The 25,617-nt window shown below is 68.4% G+C and carries 15 protein-coding genes and 1 riboswitch; of the genes, 5 read left to right on the forward strand and 10 right to left on the reverse strand.

Annotated elements, in window-relative coordinates; genetic code table 11:
- Nucleotides 1-52: 52 nt before the first annotated feature.
- Nucleotides 53-1,849, forward strand: a complete 1,797-nt coding sequence (locus EER27_RS13620; protein ID WP_123088679.1) for an FG-GAP repeat domain-containing protein — start codon at nt 53-55, stop codon at nt 1,847-1,849.
- Nucleotides 1,850-1,880: 31 nt separating this feature from the next.
- Here the strand turns inward: EER27_RS13620 and EER27_RS13625 are convergent, their stop codons facing one another.
- On the reverse strand, nt 1,881-3,095 hold the full coding sequence (locus EER27_RS13625; protein WP_223807354.1) for a multidrug effflux MFS transporter: 1,215 nt from the start codon (nt 3,093-3,095) through the stop codon (nt 1,881-1,883).
- Nucleotides 3,096-3,486: 391 nt separating this feature from the next.
- Between EER27_RS13625 and EER27_RS13630 the strand changes: the two genes are divergently transcribed.
- Both EER27_RS13630 and gcvP read left to right on the forward strand, forming a co-directional pair.
- Nucleotides 3,487-6,477, forward strand: a complete 2,991-nt coding sequence (locus EER27_RS13630) for a DUF7948 domain-containing protein (protein WP_190285805.1) — start codon at nt 3,487-3,489, stop codon at nt 6,475-6,477.
- Nucleotides 6,478-6,814: 337 nt separating this feature from the next.
- Nucleotides 6,815-6,925, forward strand: a riboswitch (glycine riboswitch).
- 40 nt (nt 6,926-6,965) lie between these two features.
- Nucleotides 6,966-9,839, forward strand: coding sequence for an aminomethyl-transferring glycine dehydrogenase (gene gcvP / locus EER27_RS13635; protein ID WP_123088682.1), 2,874 nt, complete (start codon nt 6,966-6,968; stop codon nt 9,837-9,839).
- A 130-nt stretch (nt 9,840-9,969) separates the two neighbouring features.
- Here gcvP and EER27_RS13640 read toward each other — a convergent pair whose 3' ends face one another.
- From EER27_RS13640 to EER27_RS13655, 4 genes are all read right to left on the reverse strand, one after another.
- On the reverse strand, nt 9,970-13,089 hold the full coding sequence (locus tag EER27_RS13640) for an efflux RND transporter permease subunit (protein WP_123088683.1): 3,120 nt from the start codon (nt 13,087-13,089) through the stop codon (nt 9,970-9,972).
- A gap of 30 nt (nt 13,090-13,119) precedes the next feature.
- Entirely contained in the window at nt 13,120-14,319 is a 1,200-nt protein-coding gene (locus EER27_RS13645; protein WP_148041032.1) for an efflux RND transporter periplasmic adaptor subunit, read from the reverse strand.
- Nucleotides 14,316-15,647 carry a TolC family protein gene (locus tag EER27_RS13650; RefSeq protein WP_123088685.1) on the reverse strand — a complete coding sequence of 444 codons (1,332 nt, stop codon included), beginning with the start codon at nt 15,645-15,647 and terminating at the stop codon, nt 14,316-14,318. Before EER27_RS13650 ends, EER27_RS13645 begins: the two co-directional genes overlap by 4 nt.
- A 65-nt stretch (nt 15,648-15,712) precedes the next feature.
- Nucleotides 15,713-16,096, reverse strand: a complete 384-nt coding sequence (locus EER27_RS13655) for a hypothetical protein (RefSeq protein ID WP_123088686.1) — start codon at nt 16,094-16,096, stop codon at nt 15,713-15,715.
- A gap of 129 nt (nt 16,097-16,225) precedes the next feature.
- Here EER27_RS13655 and EER27_RS13660 point away from each other — a divergent pair, with 129 nt between their 5' ends.
- Complete coding sequence (locus tag EER27_RS13660; protein ID WP_123088687.1) at nt 16,226-16,777, forward strand: NADPH-dependent FMN reductase; 552 nt, start codon at nt 16,226-16,228, stop codon at nt 16,775-16,777.
- Between the two features lie 108 nt (nt 16,778-16,885).
- On the opposite strand, the gene EER27_RS13665 is transcribed toward EER27_RS13660, so the two are convergent.
- The 3 genes from EER27_RS13665 to EER27_RS17155 all read right to left on the reverse strand — a co-directional run bounded on the left by EER27_RS13665 (nt 16,886) and on the right by EER27_RS17155 (nt 21,035).
- Nucleotides 16,886-18,238, reverse strand: a complete 1,353-nt coding sequence (locus tag EER27_RS13665) for a PepSY-associated TM helix domain-containing protein (protein WP_123088688.1) — start codon at nt 18,236-18,238, stop codon at nt 16,886-16,888.
- Nucleotides 18,235-20,604: a TonB-dependent receptor gene (locus tag EER27_RS13670; protein ID WP_123088689.1), complete on the reverse strand. Its 2,370-nt coding sequence runs from the start codon at nt 20,602-20,604 to the stop codon at nt 18,235-18,237. Before EER27_RS13670 ends, EER27_RS13665 begins: the two co-directional genes overlap by 4 nt.
- Before the next feature lie 68 nt (nt 20,605-20,672).
- Nucleotides 20,673-21,035, reverse strand: coding sequence for a DUF2946 family protein (locus tag EER27_RS17155; RefSeq protein ID WP_190285806.1), 363 nt, complete (start codon nt 21,033-21,035; stop codon nt 20,673-20,675).
- 165 nt (nt 21,036-21,200) lie between these two features.
- Between EER27_RS17155 and EER27_RS13680 the strand changes: the two genes are divergently transcribed.
- Nucleotides 21,201-22,136, forward strand: coding sequence for a universal stress protein (locus EER27_RS13680; protein WP_223807341.1), 936 nt, complete (start codon nt 21,201-21,203; stop codon nt 22,134-22,136).
- Nucleotides 22,137-22,160: 24 nt separating this feature from the next.
- Here EER27_RS13680 and EER27_RS13685 read toward each other — a convergent pair whose 3' ends face one another.
- Both EER27_RS13685 and EER27_RS13690 read right to left on the reverse strand, forming a co-directional pair.
- A complete protein-coding gene (locus tag EER27_RS13685) occupies nt 22,161-22,625 on the reverse strand; it encodes a VOC family protein (protein WP_123088813.1) in 465 nt (154 codons plus the stop codon).
- A 106-nt stretch (nt 22,626-22,731) separates the two neighbouring features.
- Nucleotides 22,732-25,419 (reverse strand): M1 family metallopeptidase, encoded by a 2,688-nt coding sequence (locus EER27_RS13690; protein WP_123088690.1) that lies wholly within the window; start codon nt 25,417-25,419, stop codon nt 22,732-22,734.
- Nucleotides 25,420-25,617 lie beyond the last annotated feature (198 nt).

The following is a 25,617-nucleotide window of genomic DNA, read 5'->3' on the forward strand; positions in this document are numbered from 1 at the left end:
ACATCTTCGGATTGCTAGACTCGCTGCTCGATCAGGAGCAGTGGAGACAAGGATGGCGCGGATTTCCAAGACGTTGCTTTCGTGCGCGATGCTGGCTGGCAGCGCCCCTGCCGCTGCATGGTTTTCGCCGCTCCCGCAAAGCTACAACAACATTGCCGGGGGGGAGTTCGGCGCCATCAGCATCGCCGACTTCACCGGCGATGGACGCAACGACCTGCTGCTCACCAACGTCAGCCGCTTTCCGTCGGACTGGGACCAGTCGCTGATCCTGATGCCGCAGTTGCCCGATGGCCGACTGGGTCAGCCGCAGATGCTGTTCCGCTCCACGTCGCCACTGGTGCTGAACACCCACGCCACCACCGATCTCAACGGCGACAATCGGCCGGATGTCGCCGTCGCGACCAGCGACCGGTTGCAGTTGTTGCTGTCGCTGCCGGATGGCAACTACAGCCGCGTCGACTACGCCCCGCCCGACGCCCAGTGTTTCGCCGGCTCGGGAATCGTCGACCTGGCATTCCACGATGTCGATGGCGATGGCCGTCGCGACGTGGTGGGTGTGGCCGAGCAGGGTTGCGCGGGCGTCTGGTACCTCGATCAGGCAGGCAACCTGCGCAGCAAGCGCGCGTTCGCCGTTCCCACCAATGGCCGCAACGAGATCGCCGTCGGCGACATCGACCACGACGGACAGGCCGATCTTCTCGTCTCCAGCAACAACGGTTGGAACGACCACCTGCTGGTGTTTGGACGCGACGGAACCGGCGGTCTGATGCTGCGCATCAACTTCGTCTGGGGCCGTGGGATTGCCGGCATCGCCATCGGCGATTTCGATGGCGATAACCGCAACGAAGTGGTTGCCTCCAAGGGCAACGACAACGCGCCGTCGCAGGTTTACCGGGTGATCTTCGATGGCGGGCTGCGCGTCGTGCGCACCGATTCGATGGCCAGCGCCGCCACGCCTGGCGCGATTCTCGCCGCCGACGTCAATGGCGACGGCAAGAAGGACGCCGTGGTGATGCACCCGGAAAACGAAAGCATCGGCGTCTACCTGCAGCACGCAGGGGTGCTGTCCACCGAGATCCGCGGCCGCACCTACACCAACGCGGACGGCGGCAGCCACCCGCCGGTGGCCATGGCCGTGGGTGACCTCAACAACGACCAATGCCCCGATATCGCCTTCAGCAACTACCGTGAAGCGGCGATGGTGCGCTACGGCACCAACTGCACGCGCACGCCGGTGCCGGAAACCGACTTCGCCGTGGCGATGACGTCCGCGTTCAGCGAGATCAGCCCCGGTCGCCACGATCGCAGCATCAGCGCCGAGTACCAGGTACTGGCCAACAATGAGGTCTCGGTGGAAAGCCCGCGCGTGTTCCTGCGGGTGGTCGCCGCGCCGCCGTACGCGTTGTCGGTGGTCGGCATGCAGGCCCAGTACGGCAGTTGTGCCGCCCTGGAATCGGATGCCACCCACGTGCTGTACCGCTGCGATGGCATCACCTCGTCCGGGCTGGCACCGGTGGACGTGGGTCGCCGGCAGCGCTTCACGCTGCGACTGGCCCCGGATCGTAACGTACGGGTCACCGCAACCAGTTGGGTCGAGACCCCCGGCATCGTGTTCGACACCTTCCTGGGCAACCAGAACGCCAGTGCGGACTACGGCTTCGTGGCGATGAACATGTCGCAGCCGCTGCCACCGGTGCGTGGCACCCCGGCAGCACCGGCCCAACCGGCACAGCCGGCCCGACCCGTTCCGGCCGACGCGGTGACCACACCGCGCGAGCGTTCGCGCAGCTGGTTCGCAATGGTGTACCGCTGGCTCTTCGCACGCCGGTTCTGGGTGATCGGACTCTGATCCCAGGCCGGACGGTGCCGGGCTGGCGCGCCTACAGCGATTCGCCCGGCACCGTGTTGGACTCGCCCGTGCAGGGCTGCAACGGCCGCGACGCGCGCGATTCCCAGGTCCAGAACAACCAGGCCAGCACGAGGAACGTCGCCGCCGAGCCAAGCAGCCCCATCGCGCTGCCACTGACCAGCGGCGACAGCACGCCGGCAATCAACGCGTTGAGCACCAGGCTGGTGAAGGCCTGCAACGACGACACCGAGCCGCGCTGGCGCGGGTACATGTCCAGGATCGCCAGGGTCACGATCGGAAACACCAGCGCGATGCCGAACGCGTTGAGCGACATCGGCAGCACCGCCCACGGCACCTGCGGCACGTCGGTCCACAGGTTGTAGCCCAGGTTCAGCAACATCGCCGTGGCCGAGCACGCGAAGCCGATCGTCACCAGCCGCTGTCCCGGCACGCGGCCAGCCGCGCGACCGGACACGAACGCGCCCAGCACCATGCCGCTGATCATCGGCACGAAAAACCAGCCGAACTGGCGTTCGTCCAGCTTCAGCAGGTCGATCACCAACGCCGGCGCCGATGCGATGTAGACCCACAGCGCGGCGAAGTTGAACGCGCTGGCAGCGGCCAACCGCTGGAAGCGCGGATTGAACGCGATCGACACGTAATCGCGCAGCAGCCGGCGCGGCACCATCGGAAGTCGCGCTTCCGGCGGATGGGTTTCCGGCAGCATCAGCCAGGTGGCCAGCAACAGCACCAGCGCGAACGCCACCAGGAACCAGAAGATCGCCGGCCACTGGCTCCAGCCCAGGATCCAGCCGCCGATGATCGGGGCGATGGCCGGTGCCACGCCGAAGATCATCGATACCTGACTCATCATCCGCTGCGCGTCGTCGCCCTGCAGCACGTCGCGGATCAGGGCGCGACCGACGATCAGGCCGACGCCCGATGACAGCCCCTGCAAGGCGCGGAATGCCAGCAGCGTGGTCAGGTCGGTGGCCATCGCACAGCCGACCGACGCCAGCGTGAACACCACCAGCCCACCCAGGATGACCTTGCGCCGGCCGATCGCATCCGACAACGGCCCGTGCACCACGCTCATCAACGCATAGGCCAGCAGGTAGACGCTGATGGTCTGCTGGATGGCGAGCTTGTCGGCGTGAAGCGCCACGCCCATCGCCGGAAATGCCGGAAAGATGGTGTCGATCGAGAACGGGCCGAACATCGCCAGTCCGCCGAGAATGGCGGCCAGCTTGCCGCGCGACAACTGACCACTGCCGCCTTGGGTCGATTCGCTGCGCACGGGCCACCTGAACACGGAACGGTCGTCCATGGTACGTGCGGCGGCGCGCGATGCGTGGGACGCGTATCGCAAACACTTTGCCGAAGCGGGCGGACGATCTCCCTGAGCGATCGTTGCGGGTTTGTTGCGCGCGTTACGAACGCCGCCGGATTCGGTCGACGGATGCGTCAGCCCGGGCCCACTCAGCCGCGGGGTAGGAAAAATCTGACCCTTTATCGCGGGGTTTCGCCACCGGAAATCGCGTATTGCGCGCCTATCATTGCCGGCCGTCCGCGCCTTCCTGTCGATAGAGACAGCCTCCGACGCGGGCGTTCGTCCCAACCACATGGAGTTCCGCCGAATGATTCGCGATCTGTTGGCTTCCGCTATCGCCGCCGCGTTGGCGGTATTCGCCCCGTCCACCGAACCCGCCGCCCCGTCGCCCAACCTCGCGGCGACCGCGACCCAGGCCACGGCTGCAACCCAGGTCCAGGCCGATGTCGATTCGATGCAGGCCTACCGCCGTCTGCCGCTGTCCTTCGAAGCCAATCGCGGCCAGCAGCCGGATGGCGTCGACTTCAGTGCACGCGGCCTCGGCTACGGGCTGGCCCTCGACGCAGGCGGCGCGACCCTGAGCCTGAGCCGCGCGGACAAAGGCGCGCCCGCCAAGCTGCGCATCTCCCTGGTCGACGGCAATCGCGCAGCGCGCGCCTCGACCTACCAGCGCCAGGCCGGCAAGACCCACTACATCAGCGGCAACGACCCGGCCGGCTGGGTCAGCGATGTCGAGAACTTTGGCAAGGTTCGCTACGCCTCCGTGTGGCCGGGCGTGGACATGGTCTGGTACGGCAACCAGCAGCAACTCGAGTACGACTTCGTGGTGGCACCGGGCCGTGATCCGGCGCGCATCGCGCTGGCCATCGACGGTGCACGCAGCCGCCGGATCGACGATGCCGGCAACCTCGTGCTGGCCACCGCCGCGGGCGAGATCGTGCAGAAGCGCCCGATCAGCTACCAGATGATCGATGGACAGCGCGTCGCGGTGCAAAGCCGCTACCGCCTGCTCGGCGACAACCGCATCGGTTTCGAGCTGGGCCGCTACGACGCCAGCCAGCCGCTGGTGATCGACCCGGTGCTGGACTACCTCAAGGTGCTGGACGGCGAAAAGGACGACACGCCCTATGCGATCGCCGTCGACCGCGCCGGCTTCATCTACATCGCCGGCATCACCTCGTCGTACAACTTCCCGGGCATCCCGCCCAACGCCCAGGACCGCGACCGCCTGTTTGTCACCAAGCTCAACCCGGCTGGCAGCGCGCAGGTCTACACCGCCCTGATCAACAGCACCTGGACCAACCCGGTGGGCGACATCGCCGTGGACGCGAGCGGCCGCGTGCACCTCACCGGCGGCGCCTGGAAGAGCGAATTCCCGTCGACCGTCAATACCGGCCAGCCGGCTTGCCAGTTGACCAGCACCAACTCCGACGTGTTCGTGCTGCGCCTCAACAGCGCCGGCAGCGCGCTGGAGTACAGCACCCTGCTGTGCGGCAGCAGCCACGACGAAGGCAAGGGCCTGGCCCTGGCCGCCAATGGCGAGGTCGTGGTGACGGGCTACACCACGTCCAGCAACTTCCTGACGATCAACCCATTCCAGGCCGCGCGCGGCGGCGGCGAAGATGCGTTCGTCACCCGGCTCAACGTGTCGGGCATGCCGACCGCCAGCACCTACCTGGGCGGCCTGGAAGACGATCGCGCGGACTCGGTTGCGATCGCCCTCAACGGCAACCTGGTGGTCGTCGGCCAGACCGAGTCGCCGAACTACCCGACCAAGTACCCGCTGCAGGCACAGCCCAAGGGCCTTTCCGATGGCTTCATGACGATCATGAACCCGGCCGCCAAGACCCTCGCCGCCAGCACCTACATCGGCGGCCAGCACAACGACTACGCCGATGTCGTGGCGATCGACGGCAGCGGCGCGATCGTCGTCGCCGGCAACACCTGGTCGTCGGACTTCCCGGTGGTCAACGCGCTCCGATCGACCAACGCCGGCGGCACCGACGCCTTCGTCGCCAAGTTCAGCGCCGATGGCCGCAGCCGGATCTTCAGCACCTACTTCGGTGGCAGCACCTACGACTTGCTGTATGACATGGCGCTGGACGCCACCGGCAACATCCTCCTCAGCGGCATCACGCCGCACCCGCGACTTGATCCGTCCAACACCTTCCCGCAGGTCGGCGGTCTGCCGTTGGGAACGGCCTACGTCGCACGCGATGCGCCTTTCGTCAGCAAGCTGTCTGCCGATGGCAGGACGGTGGTCTTCAGCACCATGCTGGCATTGGACAAGCAGCTGGTGAAGGGCGCGCAGATCGCACCGGACCGCTTTGGCGGCATGCATGCCGCCATCAACGGCGACGCCTTCACCGAGGACTCGGGCAACGTGATGGCCTACGGCCTCAGCCCGGCGCTGCTGGCCAACTGGCACGGCGATTTCAACGGCGATGGCAAGGACGACATCCTCTGGCACGGCCGCCTCAGCGGTGCCAGCGTGATCTGGCTGGGCGGCAACAGCGCCACCCGCCAGAGCGTCGTCACCATGGCCGACGCGCGCTGGCAGATCGCGGCGGTTGGCGACTTCGACGGCGACCACAAGTCCGACATCGTCTGGACCAACCGCGTCGCAGGCATCAACCAGATCTGGCGATCGGGCAACTTCGCCACCCGCACGACCCTCGTCAGTCCGAGCGCCTCGCTGGGCGACTGGAAGATCGCCGGTGCCGGCGATTTCGACGGCAACGGCCGCGACGACGTGCTCTGGCACAACCGGACCAGCGACGCCAGCATGGTCTGGCCGGAAGGCGATGCCACCCGGTCGCGCGCGCTGGCGAAGGCGCCGTCCAAGGCATGGGAGATCGTCGGCGTGGGCGACTTCGACGGCGACAACAAGGCCGACCTGTTCTGGCGCAACCAGAACCCGGGCTACAACGTCTACTGGTCGGCCGGCCTCGGCAGCGTCCAGCGCACGGTCGGCAAGATGGCCGCCCAGAACATGCGCCTGGCGCAGATCGCCGACTTCAACGGCGACGGCAAGGACGACCTGCTGTGGCGCGACGTGATCGGCACCGGCAACAACGAGATCTGGTACAGCGCGCTGTCGACCAGCCGTGTGGCCCTGACCAAGATGGTGATCGACTGGCAGGCCGTGGGCGGTGGCGACTACGACGGCAACGGCAAGGCCGACATCCTGTGGCGTCACAGCATCATCGGCAGCAACGTGATCTGGCCCGCGGGCAGCACGGTCGGCGCGCGGTCCGTTACCCGTCTGCCGGGCCTGGACTGGGTGCCTGCCAGCTGAATGAAGGCGCCAGGAAGCGCCATCGAAGCGGCCGCGTGAGCGGCCAGCGCAACCGGCCGGTGCAACGCCGGCCGGTTGCCACAACGCCTGACCGCCCGGCCCGCCTCGCGCGGGCCGGGTCGGTTCCGGGGTCCGGTTACCGCGGCATCCACCGACCAGGCTGAACGCGCCAAGCACCCGCCAGGGGGACGGGCCGGCGCCAGGCCGCTGTCGGCCGGCCGCGACCTCGGGCGGGAGGCTATAATCGCCGGGCTCGATGCAAGCGGTGGGAGAAGCGGGGAAACCCGCTGCCGAAGGCGCAACGCCCGTAATCGCTCAGGCACCCGTACCGCCGCTTGCGAGCAACTCTGGAGAGACCGGTAAAACCCGGCGCCGAAGGTGCACGAATCGCCCACCCCACCGCGGGACGCGTTTCAAAACTCTCAGGCAAAAGGACAGAGGGGCGCCTCGCGTGCGGCACCGCACGTTTGCCTTCGGACGCCCCTGCCATGAGTCAGACCACGCCCTCCTCCCTGCGTGCCCTCGAGCACCACGACGCCTTCATCGAGCGCCACATCGGCCCCAACGACGCCGAGATCGGCAGCATGCTGGCGGTGGTTGGTCACGACTCGCTGGAAGCGTTGACCGATGCGATCGTGCCCGCCTCGATCAAGTCGCCCGCTCCGCTCGCGCTGCCGCAGGCGATCACCGAGGTCGAGGCGATCGCCAAGATCCGCACCATCGCCAACCAGAACCAGGTGTTCCGCACCTTCATCGGCCAGGGCTACTACGGCACCCACACGCCGAACGTCATCCTGCGCAACATCCTCGAGAACCCGGCGTGGTACACGGCCTACACGCCGTACCAGGCGGAGATCTCGCAGGGTCGCATGGAAGCGCTCATCAACTTCCAGACCATGTGCGCCGACCTGACGGGCATGGAGATCGCCAACGCCTCGCTGCTCGACGAAGCCACCGCGGCGGCCGAGGCGATGACCCTGGCCAAGCGTTCGTGCAAGTCCAAGTCGAACGTGTTCTTCGTCTCCAGCGGCGTGCACCCGCAGACCATCGAAGTGCTGCGCACGCGCGCCGATGGCATCGGCATCGAGGTGGTCGTCGGTGACGACGCAGACGGCGCCGGCACCGACAGCTTCGGCGTGCTGCTGCAGTACCCGAACAGCTTCGGCCAGATCAACGACTACAAGGCACTCGCCGACGCCGTGCACGCGCGCGGTGGCCTGGTTGCGGTGTCGACCGACCTGCTTGCCCTCACGCTGATCGCCGCGCCGGGCGAATGGGGTGCGGACATCGTCGTGGGCAACACGCAGCGCTTCGGCGTGCCGTTCGGCTTCGGCGGTCCGCATGCCGCGTTCCTCGCCTGCCGTGACGCGTACAAGCGCTCGATGCCGGGCCGACTGATCGGCGTCTCGCTCGACACCGAGGGCAAGCCGGCCTACCGGCTCACTCTGCAGACCCGCGAGCAGCACATCCGCCGCGAGAAGGCGACCTCCAACATCTGCACCGCGCAGGTGCTGCTGGCGGTGATGGCCAGCACCTACGCCGTCTACCACGGCGCCGAAGGCCTGACCCGCATCGCGCGCCGCACCCACCGTCTCGCCGCGATCCTGGCCGGCGTGCTGCGCAAGGCCGGCGTCACGGTCGGTCCGGACTTCTTCGACACGCTGCACGTGGTCGACGTCGACGCCGCCGCGATCCACGCCAAGGCCTATGCCGCGCGCATCAACCTGCGCCAGATCGATGGCCGCAGCCTCGGCATCAGCCTGGACGAAACCACCACGCGCGAAGACGTGATCGCGTTGGCCGCGTTGTTTGGCGCCAGCGTCGAGGACATCGACGCGCTCGACGCCGCCACCGCAGACGCGCTGCCCGGCGGCCTGCTGCGCCAGAGCACCTTCCTGCAGCACCCGGTGTTCAACACCCACCACAGCGAGCACGAACTGCTGCGCTACCTGCGCTCGCTGGCCGACAAGGATCTGGCGATGGATCGCACGATGATCCCGCTGGGCAGCTGCACGATGAAGCTCAACGCCACCGCCGAGATGATCCCGGTGACGTGGCCCGAGTTCGCCAACATCCACCCGCTGGCGCCGGCAGAGCAGACGCGTGGCTACAAGCACCTCATCGATGGCCTCGAGGCGATGCTGGTCGAGTGCACCGGCTACGACGCGGTCAGCCTGCAGCCCAACTCCGGCGCGCAGGGCGAATACGCCGGCCTGCTGGCAATCCGCGCCTTCCATCGCGCCAACGGCCAGGAACAGCGCGACATCTGCCTGATTCCCGAATCCGCGCACGGCACCAACCCCGCATCGGCGCAGATGTGCGGCATGACGGTGGTGGTGACCAAGTGCGACAGCAACGGCAACGTCGATGTCGAAGACATCCGCGCCAAGGCCGAGAAGTACGGCAACCGCCTGGCCGCGCTGATGATCACCTACCCGTCCACGCACGGCGTGTTCGAGGAGGACATCGTCACCATCTGCGAGATCGTGCACGCACACGGCGGCCAGGTGTACACCGACGGCGCCAACATGAACGCCCTCGTCGGCGTCGCCAAGCCTGGCAAGTGGGGCTCGGACGTGTCGCACCTCAACCTGCACAAGACCTTCTGCATCCCGCACGGCGGCGGCGGCCCGGGCGTCGGCCCGACCGCGGTCAAGGCGCACCTCGCGCCGTACCTGCCCAAGACCATCGACGGTGAAGGCACGGTGGGCATGGTCAGCGCAGCAAGCTTCGGTTCGGCCTCGATCCTGCCGATCAGCTGGATGTACATCACGCTGATGGGCAGCCAGGGCCTGCGCAAGGCCACCCAGGTGGCTCTGCTCAACGCCAACTACATCGCCAAGCGCCTCGCGCCGCACTACCCGACGCTGTACACCGGGCGCAACGGGCTGGTCGCGCACGAGTGCATCCTCGACCTGCGCCCGATCAAGGACGCCACCGGCATCGGTGCCGAGGACGTGGCCAAGCGCCTGATCGACTTCGGCTTCCACGCCCCGACGCTGAGCTTCCCGGTCTCGGGAACGCTGATGGTCGAGCCGACGGAATGCGAATCGATGCATGAACTCGACCGCTTCATCGACGCGATGATCGAGATCCGCGATGAAATCCGCGCGGTCGAGAACGGCACGATGGATCGCGAGGACAATCCGCTCAAGAACGCCCCGCACACCGCCACCGCGGTGATGGCCACCGAGTGGACCCACGGCTATTCGCGCGAACTGGCGGTGTTCCCGCTGGCCACGCTCAAGCAGCAGAAGTACTGGCCGCCGGTGTCGCGCGTCGACAACGTCTACGGCGACCGCAACATCATGTGCGCGTGCATCCCGGTGGACGCGTTCAAGGACGAAGAAGTCGAGGCCTGAGTCACCAGCCCCGCACCAGAATCGAACGCCCCGCTTCGCGCGGGGCGTTCTTTTTTCCGGCACCCGCAGCAGCGCAACAACGTGGATGCCGGCCAGCGCTACCGGCCGGCATCGCCTCGCACCGTGCGACTCACCCGGTGCGTGAAGTCACCGGCAACCTGCGCTCGGATCGCAGCGCCAGCCACTCGTAGAGCACCGGCAACAGCACCAGCGTCAGCAGGGTCGAACTGATCAGCCCACCCACCACCACCGTCGCCAGGGGTCGCTGGGTCTCGGCGCCGACACCGCGCGAGAGCAGCATCGGCAGCATGCCCAGCACCGCCACGCTGGCCGTCATCAGCACCGGCCGCAGGCGCAGCACCGTGCCCTGCACTACCGCATCGCGCACCGCCACCCCCTTCGCGCGCAGCTCGTTGAGGAAGCTCACCAGCACGATGCCGTTGAGCATGGCCACGCCGAACACCGCGATGAAACCGATCGCCGAGGGAACCGACAAGTACTGCCCTGTGATGAACAACGCGAGCAATCCGCCGACGGTCGCAAACGGCACGTTGGCCAGGATCAGCAGGGCGAGCCGGATCGAATTGAACGCGGTGCACAGCAGCACGAAGATGAAGAAGATCGTCGCCGGAACGATCAGCGACAACCGGGACAACGCACGCTGCTGGTTCTCGAACGCACCGCCCCATTCGATCCAGTAGCCCGGCGGCAGCGTCACCTTTCCTGCGATCGCCTTCTGCGCGTCCTTCACGAAGCCATCGATGTCCCGACCGCGCACGTCCATCTGGATCACTGCGTAGCGCTGCAGCTGCTCGCGGCGAACGAACGAGTAGCCTTCGGCGACGCTCACCTTGGCAACCTGCGACAGCGGCACCAGCGCGCCGCCCGCCGTGCGCAACGGAATCCGCCGCAACTGCTCGACCGATGCGCGTGCGTCGTCGCCCAGGCGCACCGCGATATCGAAGCGCTTCACACCATCCAGCAGCACGCTGACCGGTTCGCCGCCCAGCCCGTTGCGGACGATAGTCAGCACCTCCTGGGCATTCATGCCGTGCCGTGCCAGCTGCGCGCGATCGACCGTGATGCGGATCTGTGGCTTGCCCAGGTTGGCTTCCAGCGACAGGTCGGCGACGCCTTCCACGCCTGCCAGAACGCCCTTCAGGCGCGCGCTGAGTCGATCGAGCTCGGCGAGGTCCTGACCATACAACTTCAATGCCAGCGTGGCGCGCACGCCGGAGATCAACTCCTCCACGCGCATCTGGATCGGCTGCGTATAGCCCGGCACCACGTTGGGCACCACCGTTTCCAGCGTCTCCTGCATCGCCGCCTCGAGCTGCTTGATGTCGCGTCCGGACGTCCACTCGTCCTCGGGCTTCAACGCGGTGTAGATCTCCATGTAGTTGACGTCGGCGGTCTCGCCTTTCTCGGCGCGGCCGATCATCGCCACCGTGGTGTCCACCTCGGGAAACGCCTTGAACGCCTCGGCGATGACGTTGCTGGTGCGGATGGATTCGTCCAGCGAGGTCGAGGGGATGCCCGTGACGCGCCACATGATCGAGCCCTCCTGCAGCTGCGGCATGAACTCCCTGCCCAGCAACGGAAAGATCGCCAGTCCCGCTACCAATGCCGCAATCGCCGATGCCACCACGGCCTTCTTGTGTGCCAGCGCGCGCTCGAGCATCGGCAGGTAGCCGCGCTTGATGCGCGCCACCAGCCAGGTATCGCGCTCGGGTCCTGGCTTGAGGATCAACGACGCCAGCACCGGCACCAGGGTCAGGCTGAGGATCAACGAGCCGGCCATCGCGAAGGCGATGTTGAAGGCCATCGGCTTGAACATCTTGCCTTCCAGTCCTTCGAGCGAGAACAACGGCAGGAACACCACGATGATGATGATGATCGCGAACGTCACCGGGTTGGCGACCTCCCTGGCCGCCATCAGCACGGCCGAAACGCGATCGACCGGCTCGCCGTGTTCAAGGCGCTGGGCCATGATGCGGAAGGCGTTCTCCACCATCACCACCGCGCCGTCGACCATCATGCCGATGCCGATCGCCAGCCCGGCCAGCGACATCAGGTTTGCCGAAAGCCCCACCTCGCCCATGCCGATGAAGGCGATCAACATCGCCATCGGCAACGTCACGATCACCACCAGCGCCGAGCGCAGTTCACCCAGGAACAGGAACAGCACCACCGCGACCAGCAGCGAGCCTTCGACCAGCGCGCGCGTCGCGGTGCCGACCGCCTTGTCGACCAGCTCGGTGCGGTCGTAGACCGGCCTGAGCACCATGCCCTTGGGTAGTGCGTCGCGCACCGTAGCCAGCCGCTGCTTGACCGCGCCAACCACGTCGCGCGCGTTCTCGCCGATGCGCGACAACGCCATCCCGAGCACGACCTCCTGGCCATCGCGCGTCACCGCACCAAACCGCGGGGCCGGCGCCTGGACCACCTCCGCGACGTCGTGCAGGTACACCGGCACCCCGTCTTCGGCCTTGAGCACAATGTCGCCGATGTCCTGCTCGGACTGCAGCAGGCCCAGCCCGCGCACAAGGTACTGCTCGCGCCCGACGTCCATCACGTTGCCGCCCACCTGCCCGTTGTTGGCCGGCAGCGCGTCGATCACGTCCTTGAACCCCAGGCCTCGCGCATACAGACGCTGCGGATCGATGCGGACCTGGTACTCGCGCTCGCCGCCGCCCCAGGACGTGACATCGTCGACGCCCGGCGCGGTGCGCAGGATCAGCCGGACGGACCACTCCTGCCAGGTGCGCAGGTCCATGTCGCTGACCTGCTGCCTGCTGACGCCGGGCGCGCGTTCGACCGTGTACCAGTACACCTGTCCCAACCCCGAAGCATTCGGTCCCATGCCCGGTTTGCCGTGGCCATCGGGCAGCCGGTCAGCGATCTCCTGCAGGCGCTCGTTGACCAGTTGCCGGGCGAAGTAGATGTCCATCCCGTCCTCGAAATAGACGGTGACGTACGACAAACCAAACAGGCTGACGGAGCGGATCTCCTGGACTTTCGGCAAACCGGCCAGCGCCGATTCCACCGGCGCGGTCAGCAGCAGCTCGACGTCTTCGGCGGCCAGGCCAGGGGATTCGGTGTAGACGTTGACCTGTGCCGGCGTGACATCGGGAAAGGCATCGATCGGCACGTCGCGCACCGCGCGCAAGCCAAGAAAGGCCACGACCGCAAACGCGATCAGCACCAGAAAGCGGTAACGCAGCGCGAGTTCGACCAGGCGATTCAGCATGGCGCACCTCTCCGCGGCGACGGTCGCGGCTCAATGCGCATGACCTTCTCCCAGTTGTGCCTTGAGCAGGCGCGCCTTGATCGCAAACGCACCTTCCACCACCACCGCATCGCCGGCGTTCACGCCTTCCTCGACTACGGTCTGTTCGCCAATCACCGCGCCGGTGCGAACCGGCACCGGTGCGATCGCGCCATGGGCGTCGCGGCGGAACAGCACCGTGTCGCCCTGCAGCTGCACCAGCGCCGTGCTGGGCACCGCCAGACGTGGCGTGGCGGCATCGCCACCCGCACCCAGGTAGACGTCGACGAAGTCGCCGCCGTGCAACCGGTCGTCTTCGTTGGCAACCTCGATGCGAACCACCGCGTTGCGCGTGGCTTCCGACGTGCGGTGCGCGGCGCGCAGCACCGTGCCCGGGATGCGACGCCCGTCGGCGACGATCGTCGCCGCACTGCCGGCGGTCAGGCGCGGCACGGTGCCCGACGGCAGCCGGGCATCCACCCAGACCACCGACTCGTCCACCAGCCGGTACAGCGCACGACCCGGCTCGATGCGTTCGCCAACGACGAAATCGTCCTCGGTGATGCGGCCGGCGTGCGGCGCGGGGAGCGTGAACCGACCGTCGACACTGCCGTGACCGGTATCGGGCAGGCCGTACGCGCGCGCCTTGGCTCGCGCGCGATCGACCGCGATGCGTGCCTCACTGATGCGTCGCCCGGCCACTGCCTCGCGGCCCAGAGCCGACACGCGGCGCCATTCCTGTTCGGCGATGCGCAACTCGGCCTGCGCGTCGGAGACATCGACGCTGGCCAGAGTCGCCAACGGTGCTCCCGCGCGTACCTCGTCGCCCAGCCGCGCGTGGCGGCGCACCACCAGCGCGGCGACGCGCGGCGTGATCAGCGTGGTGCCGTACGCGCTGTCGAGCACCTCGCCCGGGGCACGCAGCTGCTCACCCGGCGACGTGGCAACCAGCACGGCAATGCGGATCCCGGCGGCCTTCAGCGCGTCGTCGTCCATCGTGACGGTGGGCGCGGCTTCTTCGGCGTCGGCGTGACCCGCTTCCGGCGCTGCGCCTTGCCCATGGGGTTCCTCGGCATGCTCGTCCTTGCCGTGCGCGGCGGCGCGCGCTTCCGGCGCGGTCACCTCACCCGAGCAGGCGGTCAGCAACAGCGCAAGCGCGGCGGCCTGCGCCAGCAGGGGGATCGGGTTCAATGTCATCGGCGGAAATCTCATGGCGTGGTCTCCAGGCCGGCCCAGCGCTCAAGCTGGCCGGTGGCGGCGAGGTAGTCGGCGTAGCTGCGCCACAGGCGCGCTTCGAGTTCGGCGCCGGCAAGTGCGGTGTCCAGGGTCTGGTTGAGCTGCAGCAGGTAGTCGGACGTGGACAACTCGCCCTCGCGCCACAGCCGTTCGAGCAGTCCGGTGCGGCGCTCGATATCGGTGCCGCGACTGGCGCGCCAGAGCGTCCATGCCGACTGCGCGGCGGCATAACTGTCGGTCGCGCCGCGCCGTGTCGCCGCCAGTTCGATGCGCACGCGTTCGGCCTGGGCAACGGCGGCCTGCGCATCGGCGCGCGCGGCGGCAACCTCGTTGCGATGATCGTTGCGCACGAACAACGGAATGCTCACCGATACACCGAACACGTTGTCGCCGCGGCCGTCCTCGTCGATACGACCGCCGTGCACACCGACGGTCGGATCGGCCACCGCGTCGCGCTGGGCAACGCCGACCTCGCGCTCGGCGGCGACGCTGGCGGCCTGCGCGATGCGCCACTCGGGCATCCGCTCGGTGCCATCGGGCTCGGGCCGTGGCGGCGGCAACGTGTCGCTGGGCAACGCCACGCCGCCATCGGGAAGCGTCGACCCACCCAGTGCGAGAAAACGCGCCTGGGCCTGGGCGTGCTCGGCGATGAGTGCCGCCTGCCCGGCCCGGGCTTCGTCGCGCGCCAGCAACGCCAAGTCGCGTTCCAGACCGGAAATGTCGTCGGCGGCGAACTGCCTGGCGGCCAGGTCGGCGAATCGAGTGAGCAGCGCGAGGCGACGCTCACCGGCCAGCACGCGCTGCCCGGCAGTCTGCAACTCCGCCCATGCGGCCAGCCACTGGCGGGCGAACTCGCGCCGCTGCAATTGCGCCTGTGCGCTGGCCTGGTCGAATCGCGCCGAGGCGGCGCTGCGCCGCGCGCCGCGCTTGTCGTTGATGTCCAGCGTCAGGTTGACGCCGGCCGTCGTGGAGCGGTCGGCGCCCTCGTCATCGAACGCAAACGCCAGCTCGGGGTTGTACAGCGGCATTCCAGCCGCTTCGAGCCGCGCGCCGGCGGCATCCACCTGCGCTTGGGCGACACGGAAGTCCGGGTGTTGCTGCCACGCGTCGCGCAATGCGGCGCGCAGTGCATCGGGAGCGACCCTGGGATGGACGGTGGAATGGGGTGTGGGGGCGTGCGGGAGAACGGGTTTGGGATCGGTCGCGGGTACGCCAGCGGTCGCGGCAACGGCAAACATGCCGACCGCAACGCCAGCCACCAGCGCCCGCGCGGCACGGGGCCGCGTCAGGTCGAACAGGTGCATGGAGAATTCCTCTGGGCAACGTCAATCCACGGCGCGTATTGGCGCCGGGAACACAGGGACGTGGCTCAGACGATCGGAGGGCGGTACGGCGCGAGATTGCGCGCAGCGGTCGGGGGCTGCGAAGGCCCCATCGGCAGCGCCACCGACGCGGCGATGGCCATCGGCATCTGCGGCGACGACAACGGCATCGCCGTTGGCTGCCCGCAGCAATGGGCGAAGTCCAGCAGCACATGGAGGGCGCGCGGGTTCCCTTCGCCGTCGGCCGTCTCGGCCGCGACGGCATCACCGGCATGTGCCGCATGCGCGTGGCTGCCGGATGGGTCGTGCGACAGCTCGTGCAACTCGCCCAGCGAGGCCAGCACCGGCTGCATCGCGACACCCAGCACGAACATCGCCAGCACGAGTACGCGCAGGACGAGAGGCAGGCGGTGGCGACGGAAGCCGATCATGGCCGCGAACGGTACGCGTGCAGGGCGCGGTTACACAATTCCAGCGGCGCTGGCCTATGCTCCCGTTCGCGACGCAGACCGACCCACCGGTCGTCCACGGCATCGCACCAACACAGAACGAGGCACCGCATGATCAGGATCCTGGGCATCTCCGGCAGTTTGCGCGCACAGTCGTACAACACTGCACTGCTGCGCGCCGCGCAGGCATTGGCCGTGCCGGGGATCGAGCTCGACGCCGCCACCCTGCACGGCATTTCGCTGTATGACGGCGACGTGGAGCAGCGCGACGGTCTGCCGCCCGCGGTCGAAGCACTCAAGCAGCGCATCGTCGCCAGCGACGGCGTGCTGCTGGTAACGCCCGAGTACAACAACGGCATCCCGGGCGTGTTCAAGAACGCCATCGACTGGCTGTCGCGACCGTCCAGCGACATCGCGCGCGTGTTCGGCAACCGACCGTTCGCGGTGATCGGCGCGTCGCAAGGCGGGTTTGGCACCATCCTCGCGCAGAACGGCTGGCTGCCGGTGCTGAGCACGCTGGGTACGCGGCGCTGGTCCGGTGGCCGGCTGCTGGTGTCGCGCGCGCAACAGGTCTTTGACGAAACCGGCGCCATCGGCGACGACGGCCTGCGCAAGCAGCTCGGCGACTTTCTGCAGGGCTACGCGGCCTTCATCCGCGGCTGATGCGGTATGCGCGGTGCGCCGCAGCCAGCGGCGCACCACGCATACCGGCGCAGACGGGAATGGTTGAGCACGCCTGCTCGCCGGTGGATCACCGCGCCCGCGACGACGTCACTCCCGCCATCGCCCCGCCACGCCCAGCACGCCGTCGACCAGCCACAGCAGCAGCACGCTGATGCCGAGCAATGGCATCGCCACGCACAGTGCGATTGCCACGCCCCTCAACCATCGCGGCAACGGACCCGCCTGCCGCGGCGGTGCGGACAGGCCGCCCTCGCCGGGGCGCCGGCGATACCAGCCGATCACGCCCGTGACGACCAGCCAGAACAACGCGCCGACCACCACCGTGTTGAAGATGCGATTGGCGCGCCCCAGGAACGTGCCTTCGTGCAGGTCGACGCCCGTGGCCACCAGCCGCGGAATCGTCGGGTAGTCACGCCACCCGATGCGCGCGATGACGCGTGTGCCATCGGGCGTCACGCGCAACACACGCTCGTTCGCCGCACGGCCGGACTTCATCGCCACGGTGACCGGCCCACCGTCGCGCGCGATGTCGATCTGCAGGTCGCCACGCAGGCCCTCAGCAGCCGCGACATCGACAATGCGTTGCAATGCCGGCGCGCGCGCAGGGTGACCGGCGTGCCCACCGACCGGGTGATGGGCGCCGCCGCCGCGGGTGTCGGGTGCGAGTTGCCCGCTCCAGCGCTGAAGCGGTTTGAGCACGTGACCTCCCCAGAAGTCGGTCCACGGCAGCGCCGTGACCAGGAACGCAAGCAGCACCGCCGAGAACGCGATGCCCACCACCGCATGCAGGTCGCGCCAGAACACCCGCGCGCTGTGGCGAAGTCGCGGGTACAGCACGCCGGCCATGCCGCGCGCAGCACGCGGCCACCACAGGTACAGGCCGCTGAGCACCATCACGATGCACCAGCACGCGCCCAGCTCCAGCAGCCACGAGCCCGCACGCCCCAGCGGCCAACCGCCGTGCAGCGAACGCGTCAGGCCCGGCAGCCACGTGTGCGCCGGAACCGAGCCCAGCCACCGACCCGTGTACGGATCGACGAAGCTCGGACTCGTCAACCCGTTGCCGTGCGCGAAGACGAACTGCGTGCTGCGCGATCGATCGGCGGCGCGCAGCACGCGCACCGGCATCGCGTCGGCGTTGGCGTTGGCGTCGCGCGCCGCCGCCAGTTGCCGGTCCAACGGCACCATCGCACCGCGCGGCTCGACCAGGCGCAACTGCGGCCACAACGCGTCGGCAATGTCCTCGTGCCACAGGTAGGCCACGCCGGTTACGCCCTGCCAGAGGATGAACGGCACGACCAGCAACGCGGCGAAGAAGTGCCAGCGCCACAACCGTGCGTACTGGCGTGCGCGGCGATGTGTCACGGGCCGCGCGGGCTGGGTCGCGTCGGCCTGCAATGCGCCGGCCTGCACTTCGTCGGACTGCACCGCAGCACTCATGGCGCGCTCCCGGAGTAGCGCAGTTCAAGCAGCAGCGTGCGTCGCGGGTAGGGATGGAACACGAACGCCCGACGGTCGCCGACGTTGTCGATGCCAAGCCCCAGCGACAGCCCGGGCGCCAGTCGACGCGTGAGCTTGACGTCGAACACGGTGAAACGCGACGTGCCGCCGAAGGTGTCCGGGTGCCGGTCGGAGTTGTCCAGGTTGTTCCACTGCCGTCCCGAGTAGCGCCCGGCCAGGCTGAAGCGCCAGACATCGTCGGGCCGATAACTCAACATCGCGGCAGCGCGCTGACGCGGGATGCGTGGCGCGTGCCGCCCCTCGCTGGTGGGGAAGCCTGGATTGGCAAGGATGCGAGATCGGTTGAACGCCAGGCTGGCCGACAGTTCGAGCCCCTCGATGCCCAGCCGCTGCCATTCGCCTGCAAACTCCAGGCCACGGTTGCGCACGCGTCCGACGTTCTGGATGGTGCTGACAGTCGGCGTCACGGACAGGTTGAGCTGGGTGAATAGGCTGTCGCGAATGTCGTCCTCGAAGGCACTAATGCGCACCTGGCCGTCACCGACGTGTCCGAGCAGCGAAAGCTCCCGGGCGTAGGCGACCTCGGGCCGAAGGTGCGGATCGGCATTGACGATCGTGTTGCCCGACACCGTTCCCTGGAACAGCTCCGACACCGTCGGGAAGCGCACGGCCTTGCCGGCACTCATGCGCACGCTCCAGTCCATGCCCAGCTCACGGGCGAGGCTCAGCTTCGGCGACCACGCCGAGATGGCGCGCTGCGGGTAGTGCAGCGTGGTCGCGGCCGAGCCGCGCACGCCGTCGAAGGCGCGCCATCGTTCGAAGCGCGCACCGACGCCGAGCTCCCACGCCGACGCGAAGCGCCAGTGATCCTGCACGTAAGCGGCCAGCGTGCGCGCCTTTCCTCCGAACACGCTGCTTCGCCGGACGGCATCGCCATCGCGCCAGTCGTCGGTCGCGAACACCTGCTGACGCAGCGCGTAGTGATCGCCGTGCAGGCCGACACGCACGCGGTGTGCGCCGAGCTGTCCATCGAGCTTGAGGTCGAGCGTGTTCCAGCCGGTGCCGTCCCCGTGCGATACCGTGCCCGCGCCGCCCGCCGCGGCGATGTCCGGCGGCAGCACGGCGTTGCGCAAGGTGTTGTCGGCGATGCGGTAGTCCGATGCGATGGCCTGCAGCGACCATGCCGGATCGAGTTGCCAGGTCACCGACAACGCCGCCTGCCGGTGACGCTCGCTGCCGCGCTGCGGCGAGAATGTCGCGTCGCCGATGCGGATGCCGCGACCGTCGGGCAACCGCCACCGACCCGCGTACACGGGCGCGCCGGACGCATCGCGCAGCAGACTGATGGCGCGGCGGTCGTAGTCGTTACGCCAGTGGCCCAACACCAGCTCCAGCGTCGCCGCGTCACCCAGGTCGACGCCGACCTTGGCCTTGAAGTTGGACTGGCGCGTGTGCTCGATGCCGGTCGCTCCGAGGATCACGCGCGCCCTGCCGTCCGGATCGATATCGCCGATCGCTCCGTGCACCGGCGGCAACGTGGCCGCATCATCGAGGTAGGCGCTCGGCGTCGCGTACCCCATCGGTTGCGAGTGGGTGTCCAGCGCGCTGGCCGCGACGAACCACCGCCAGCCCGCGCGCCCCTGACCGAGCGTGGCGCCCAGCCGATGCCCGCGGAAGTCGTCGTCCAGACCGTAGTCGTCGCGGTAGGACTGCGAAAACCACTGCGCCTCCGCCGTCGCCGCCATCGCACGCGGATAGCGCGTGGTGATCTGCACCGTGGTGCCCATCGAGTTGCCCGGCAACTCGGCCGAGAACGGGCCGTACAGCACGTCCATCGACGCGATCTCGGCCGGGTTCACCATGCCCCAGCGCGGCGGGTTGAACGTCGCGCCGAGCAGATCGCTGATCAGCAGGCCGTCGACGTAGACCAGTGCGCGCGAGCCGGTCGCGGTGCTGTTGCTGCGTCCACCGATCAACGCATTGCGGTCTCCGATGTAGCGCGAGCGCAGGGTCAGGTTTGGCGCAAGCCGCAGCAAGTCTTCGCTGCCGACGATGTTGGCCTGTTCAACGCGGCGCTGGTCGATGACGGCGGCCGCGCCGTCGTGTTGGGCGCGGCGCAGGCGTTGTTCGCGGCGTTCGACGTGGGTGGCGCGGACTTCCACCGCGTCGAGCAGCGCGGTCTCGTGCGCGTCGTCGACGTGGGTGATGTCGGTGGCGTGGGCGGCTACGGCGGGTGCCGCGGCGGGGGGGCCGGCGGCAACCGCCGGGCACAGGGGAACCAGGGCCGCGGCAACAGCCACGGCCACGCGCGACGCACGCGGCGTCGCACCGGAAGAATTCGGCATGGAGGACTCCAAAGACACAAGGCACGCGTGGCCGACGCCACGCGCGTTTCAGTTGCGGGTCTTGTGTTTCAGAGCGCGATCGGCGGGCCGCGCGAGCCCAGGCCGCTGGGGTGCCGGCCGGCGCGCGGCAACCGTGGATGCCCGGTGGGCAACTGCGTCGCCGCCACTCGCGCGAATGCCAGCACCACCCACGCCAGCAGCGCGAGCATCGCGCCGAGCACCGGACAGTACGCGCAGTCGTCGGGCATGCCGCTGCCGAGCGGCGCCGGCTTTGGCGCCAGCGGATCGATGTCGCCGCCGGGCACCTTGACCAGCGTCAGCCCGGCCATCGTGCACATCTGCGTCCACACGCCATCCGAGGATGACGCGCTGGCCAGCACGCGCCCCGCCGTCGGCACGGCCAACAGCAGCAACACGGCGACCAGCGCCATGTGACTCATCCATCGGTGGAAGGCGGCGCTGCGCATCGTGGCGCGGATTGTAGGCCGGAGCGACGCAGAGTTCGACGCGACCGCCCGGGCGACGCCAACTTCCGCCCGCCCCTCTCGATCGCCCCATCGAGCGCCGCCAGCGCTACCATCGCTGGCAAGCCGGGCATGCGCGGCACGATCGATGCCCGGCGCCTGACGGTCACCCAGGAGGAACCCGGCATGGCCACGACCCAGCCCCCGATCCCTGCGACCGGTCGCGTCCTCGGCGCCGTCGACCCCTCCCCGTACGCGAATGCCGTCACCGAGTACGCCGCCTGGGCCGCGTCGCGTCTGGATGCGCCATTGGAGCTGCTGCATACGCTCGAGCGCGTGCTCACGCCCGTGGCCCTGGACTTCAGCGGCAACCTCGCGCTGGTCAGCCAGGAGGCCCTGCTGGCCGAACTGACGGCCGTCGACGAACAGCGCGCCACGCTTGCCCAGGAGCAGGGCCGCATTCTGCTGGAACAGGCCCGCGAGCACGCCACGCGCCGGCACGGCGTCGCGGCCACCACGCGCCAGTGCCATGGCCTGCTGGTCGAGGCGCTGCTGGATGTCGAGGACGACGTGCGCCTGTTCGTGCTGGGCAAGCGCGGCGCCAATGCCGACTCCGAGCGCGACGAACTGGGCAGCCAGGTCGAGCGCGTCGTGCGCGCCGTGCATCGCCCGGTGCTGGTGGTGCCGCCGGACTACCGCCCGGTCACGCGTTTCCTCATTGCGTTCGACGGCAGCGCGACGTCGCGGCGTTGCGTCGATCTGGTCAGCGCCAGTCCGCTGCTGCGCGACCTGGCCTGCGAGGTGTTGCTGGTTGGCACGGTCGACGCCGCCATCAGCGCACACGTCGACGCCGCACTCGACCAGCTGCGTGCGGCCGGTTTCGATCCGCGCCCCAACCTCCTGCCCGGCAGTCCCGAAACGGTGATCGCGCAGCAGGTGCGCGACCACGGCATTGACCTGCTGGTGATGGGCGCGTACGGCCACTCGCGCATCCGCAACCTGATCGTGGGCAGCACCACCACCCAGCTACTGCGCAGCTGCCAGGTGCCGGTGCTGCTGCTGCGTTGACGGCCGTTGCGCGCGTGGCCCGGGTCAGGCCGCGCCGCTACCGCCTGCGACGAGATGGACGTCGACCAGGACCTCGTCCGGCGGGCCCTTGAGCTCGACGACATTGCCTTCGGGATCGAACAGGTACTGCGACGGGCCTTCGCCTTCGGCACCATAGCGCGAGCCGAAGTCGCCAACGCGCACGCCATGCGCTTCCAGATGGGCGACGATCGCCGCGCGATCGAAAGGCTCGGCGCGCAGGCACAGGTGGTCCATGTTGCGGCCCTCGACGCCAGGCGCCGCGCCGCCCATGCGACCGAGCTTGCCGTCGACGCCGACCAGATCGATCAACGAACGCCCGGCGCGCAACTGCAGCAGGCCGATCGCTTCCTGGTTGCGCTCTACCGTGCAGCCCAGCACGTCGCAGTAGAACGCCCGCATAAGGTCTACGTCACGCACGCGCAGTACGACGTGATCGATTTGCTGCAGCTTGAAAGGCAACTCCGACATGTGCATCCGTCTCCCTGGAAGGTTCGTCATTCTACGATTCACCTTGGCGCGTCATGCGCGCCGTGCGGCCCGCCATGGACATGCCAAGGCGCCACGCGCATCCGCGCTATCGCGCCCGCTCGGCGATGTCGCCACGCGCGGCGCTACCGCGTCTGCTCAGCCACGCGCTCACCACCGGCAGTACCCGCTCACGCACACCCACCCGGTACAGGATATTGGCGACCGCGGTTTCCGACACGCGACGCGAGCTTTCGACGATGTGCGCTTGTGCATAGGCACGCACCTTGCCCACCATCGCCGGGTCCAGCGAATTGGTGGCCAGGATCGGGTAGAACCGGCTGGTCGAGGCGGAGTCGATCATGCCGTCGACCTGCTCGCGGTGCGCGACTGCGAAATCGAACGCCAGGTCCGGGTGCTGGTTGGACACGGTGCGGATCATCGCCGCGCTGTTGGTCGCGCCCGGCTCGTCGGTCAACGACAACGCCAGCGCGCGCCTGGCCAATGCCACGTCGCGGGTGGAGGACAGCAACGCGTAGAGGTTGTCCTTCACCAGCGGCGTCTTCTCCACCTTCGCCTGCGCGTGCAGTTGTTCCCACGTTGCCGCGTCGGCGTGCTGCGCCACCACGCCCAGCACCGTGGTGCGCAGCGCCGCGGGCAGCGCCGCCGGATCGCGGTCTGCGGCCGCATGCCGGCGACGCGCCTGGGCGATCACGTCGGCATCGCCCAGCGCGCCCAGCGCGGTGATGAGGGTGTTGCGAAGATTCGCCACCGGACCGGCTTCGCCAGGCCGGGCGTCCCAGCCGATGCGCGCCAGTACCGGCGCCAGCTGTCCGATCGCGAACGCGCGGAATGCCGCCTGCTGCGTGGCATCGTCACGATAGAAGTCGTCGAGCTCGCCCAGGCGACCGGCGACACTGCCCCAGATCTGCGGATCGGCGTCGACCGGTGTCGCGCGCACCAGGTCCAGGTAGTCGCTCGCCGGTTGCAGCTCGACCAGCCCAAGCGACCAGGTGTCGCCCATCAGGCCAAGCTGGTCGACGGCACGCAGCTGCGTGAACCGATCGCGGATTGCCGCGCGCTGCTCCGGCGCGTACAGCGTCCGGTAATAGCCGCTCTGCCCGGCATTGACCAGCACCGGCGCGCAACCGGGCAAGCTCATCGTGCCTTCGCCTTCGCTGATCACGGCGCGTACCGGCGAATCGCTGCCGATGGCCTGCGCGATCACGGGCACACGCCAGCGCAGCGGCACCTTGTCCGGGCGATCCTTGGTGAACTCGCCCTGCTTGAGCACCAGCGTGGTGGTGTCGCCTTCGCAGCGCGCCGATTCCACGCGGATCATCGGCACGCCCGGCTGCAGCGTGAAGTCGTGCGCGATCGCGGTGACCGGTTTGCCTGCCGCCGCTTCCACCTCGCGCCACAGATCATCCGACACCGTGTTGCCGTAAGCGTTGGCCTTGATGTACCGGCGCACGCCATCGCGCCACGCCTCGGCGCCGACGTAGCCTTCCAACATCCGGATCACGGCTTCGCCCTTGGAATAGGTGATCGAGTCGAACGCCTGGCTGGCCTGATCCACCGTCTCCACGTGCTGCACCACCGGGTGCGTGGTCACCACCGCATCGCGGCGCATCGCACGCTCGCGCACGTCCACGGCCGCCACCGCGGTGTTCCACTCCGGATGCAGCTTCTCGGTGGTGCGCCCGGCCAACCACGAAGCGAAGCCCTCGTTGAGCCACAGGTCGTCCCACCAACTCATCGTCACCAGGTCGCCAAACCACTGATGGGCGATCTCGTGCGCGGCGACCGAGAACACGTTTTCGCGATCGGCCTGTGTCGCGATCGTCGGGTCCAGCAACAACACGTACTCGAACGTGTAGATCGCGCCCCAGTTCTCCATCGCGCCGAAGAACTGGCTGCGCCCGGGCGAACCGATGTTGTCGAGCTTTGGCAACGGATAGGGGACGCCGAAGTAGTCGTTGTATTCCCGCAACACGTCGCGCGAGGACTCCAGCGCGAACTGCGCCTGCGCCACCGACCCGGTCTGCGCGATCACGCCCACCTCGGTGTCGCCGGCCTGCAAGGTCGCACGCTCGAAATCGCCCAGCCCGAAGAACAGCAGGTACGTGGACATCCGTGGCGATTGGGCAAAACGCACGCGCTTGGTGCCGTCGCCCAGTTCGGTGGTCTGCGTTACCGGCATGTTGCTGACCGCCATCTGTGCCGAGGGCACCGTGGCCGTCAGGTCGAACGTGGCCTTGTGATTGGGTTCGTCCCAGGACGGCACGAACTTGCGCGCATCGGAATTCTCGAACTGCGTGTACAGCGCGCGCTGCTTGCCGGCCCGGTTCTCGTAATCGATCGCGAACAGGCCGTTGGCCTGCGTGCCGATCTTTCCGCGATAGTCCATCGCCAATACGTAGCGCCCCGTTGCCAAGGGGGCATCGAAGATGAACGTCGCCGTCTGCTCCTGCGTATCCACTAATATTCTCGGCACGATGCCGCTCGCCTCGACACCGGCGCCTGCCAGGCGCGCGGACGCGAACGCTATGTCGACCGCGTTGAGGGTGATGGTGGCCGTCGGCTCCAGCACGTCGAGCGTGATGGCCACCTTGCCGTCGAAGGTCAGCGACGATGCGTGCGGCACCACTTCCAACGCGTAATGCACGGGACGCACGTTGCGCGGCAACTGCGTGGTGGTCTGCACCGCCGTCGATACGGACGGTGGTTGCGCGGCGACGGTGAAGGAAGCGCTGGCCAGTGCCAGGGCGATCGCGGAGACGAGGTAACGGTGCATGGCAATCCCTGCATGGCACGCCCCGAAGGGCCGGAGCCGGCGCATCGGCCGGAAGTGGGGCATGACCTGCCCGATGGTGCCGACCACCGACGCCCTTCCCCAGCGCCGAAAGTCACGGCCCTGCCATGGTAGGCGCGATGCGCGTCACCGTTTGTGCCACGACAACGGACTTGCACACGCATCCGGGCGGCACCGCTT

The sequence above is a fragment of the Montanilutibacter psychrotolerans genome, assembly GCF_003719825.1.
GTDB classification, from domain to species: Bacteria; Pseudomonadota; Gammaproteobacteria; order Xanthomonadales; family Xanthomonadaceae; genus Montanilutibacter; species Montanilutibacter psychrotolerans.

Coding starts and splice junctions, on each gene's coding strand:
- EER27_RS13640 (WP_123088683.1), bottom strand. CDS start 13,089: ATGCTGAATCGCCTGGTCGAACTCGCGCTGCGTTACCGCTTTCTGGTG.
- EER27_RS13645 (WP_148041032.1), bottom strand. CDS start 14,319: ATGAGATTTCCGCCGATGACATTGAACCCGATCCCCCTGCTGGCGCAG.
- EER27_RS13650 (WP_123088685.1), bottom strand. CDS start 15,647: ATGCACCTGTTCGACCTGACGCGGCCCCGTGCCGCGCGGGCGCTGGTG.
- EER27_RS13630 (WP_190285805.1), top strand. CDS start 3,487: ATGATTCGCGATCTGTTGGCTTCCGCTATCGCCGCCGCGTTGGCGGTA.
- gcvP (WP_123088682.1), top strand. CDS start 6,966: ATGAGTCAGACCACGCCCTCCTCCCTGCGTGCCCTCGAGCACCACGAC.
- EER27_RS13690 (WP_123088690.1), bottom strand. CDS start 25,419: ATGCACCGTTACCTCGTCTCCGCGATCGCCCTGGCACTGGCCAGCGCT.
- EER27_RS13670 (WP_123088689.1), bottom strand. CDS start 20,604: ATGCCGAATTCTTCCGGTGCGACGCCGCGTGCGTCGCGCGTGGCCGTG.
- EER27_RS13665 (WP_123088688.1), bottom strand. CDS start 18,238: ATGAGTGCTGCGGTGCAGTCCGACGAAGTGCAGGCCGGCGCATTGCAG.
- EER27_RS17155 (WP_190285806.1), bottom strand. CDS start 21,035: ATGGCGCTGGTCGCCGTGTTGCTGCTGTTGGCCGTGCCGACGGCGGGG.
- EER27_RS13660 (WP_123088687.1), top strand. CDS start 16,226: ATGATCAGGATCCTGGGCATCTCCGGCAGTTTGCGCGCACAGTCGTAC.
- EER27_RS13655 (WP_123088686.1), bottom strand. CDS start 16,096: ATGATCGGCTTCCGTCGCCACCGCCTGCCTCTCGTCCTGCGCGTACTC.
- EER27_RS13620 (WP_123088679.1), top strand. CDS start 53: ATGGCGCGGATTTCCAAGACGTTGCTTTCGTGCGCGATGCTGGCTGGC.
- EER27_RS13680 (WP_223807341.1), top strand. CDS start 21,201: ATGCGCGGCACGATCGATGCCCGGCGCCTGACGGTCACCCAGGAGGAA.
- EER27_RS13685 (WP_123088813.1), bottom strand. CDS start 22,625: ATGTCGGAGTTGCCTTTCAAGCTGCAGCAAATCGATCACGTCGTACTG.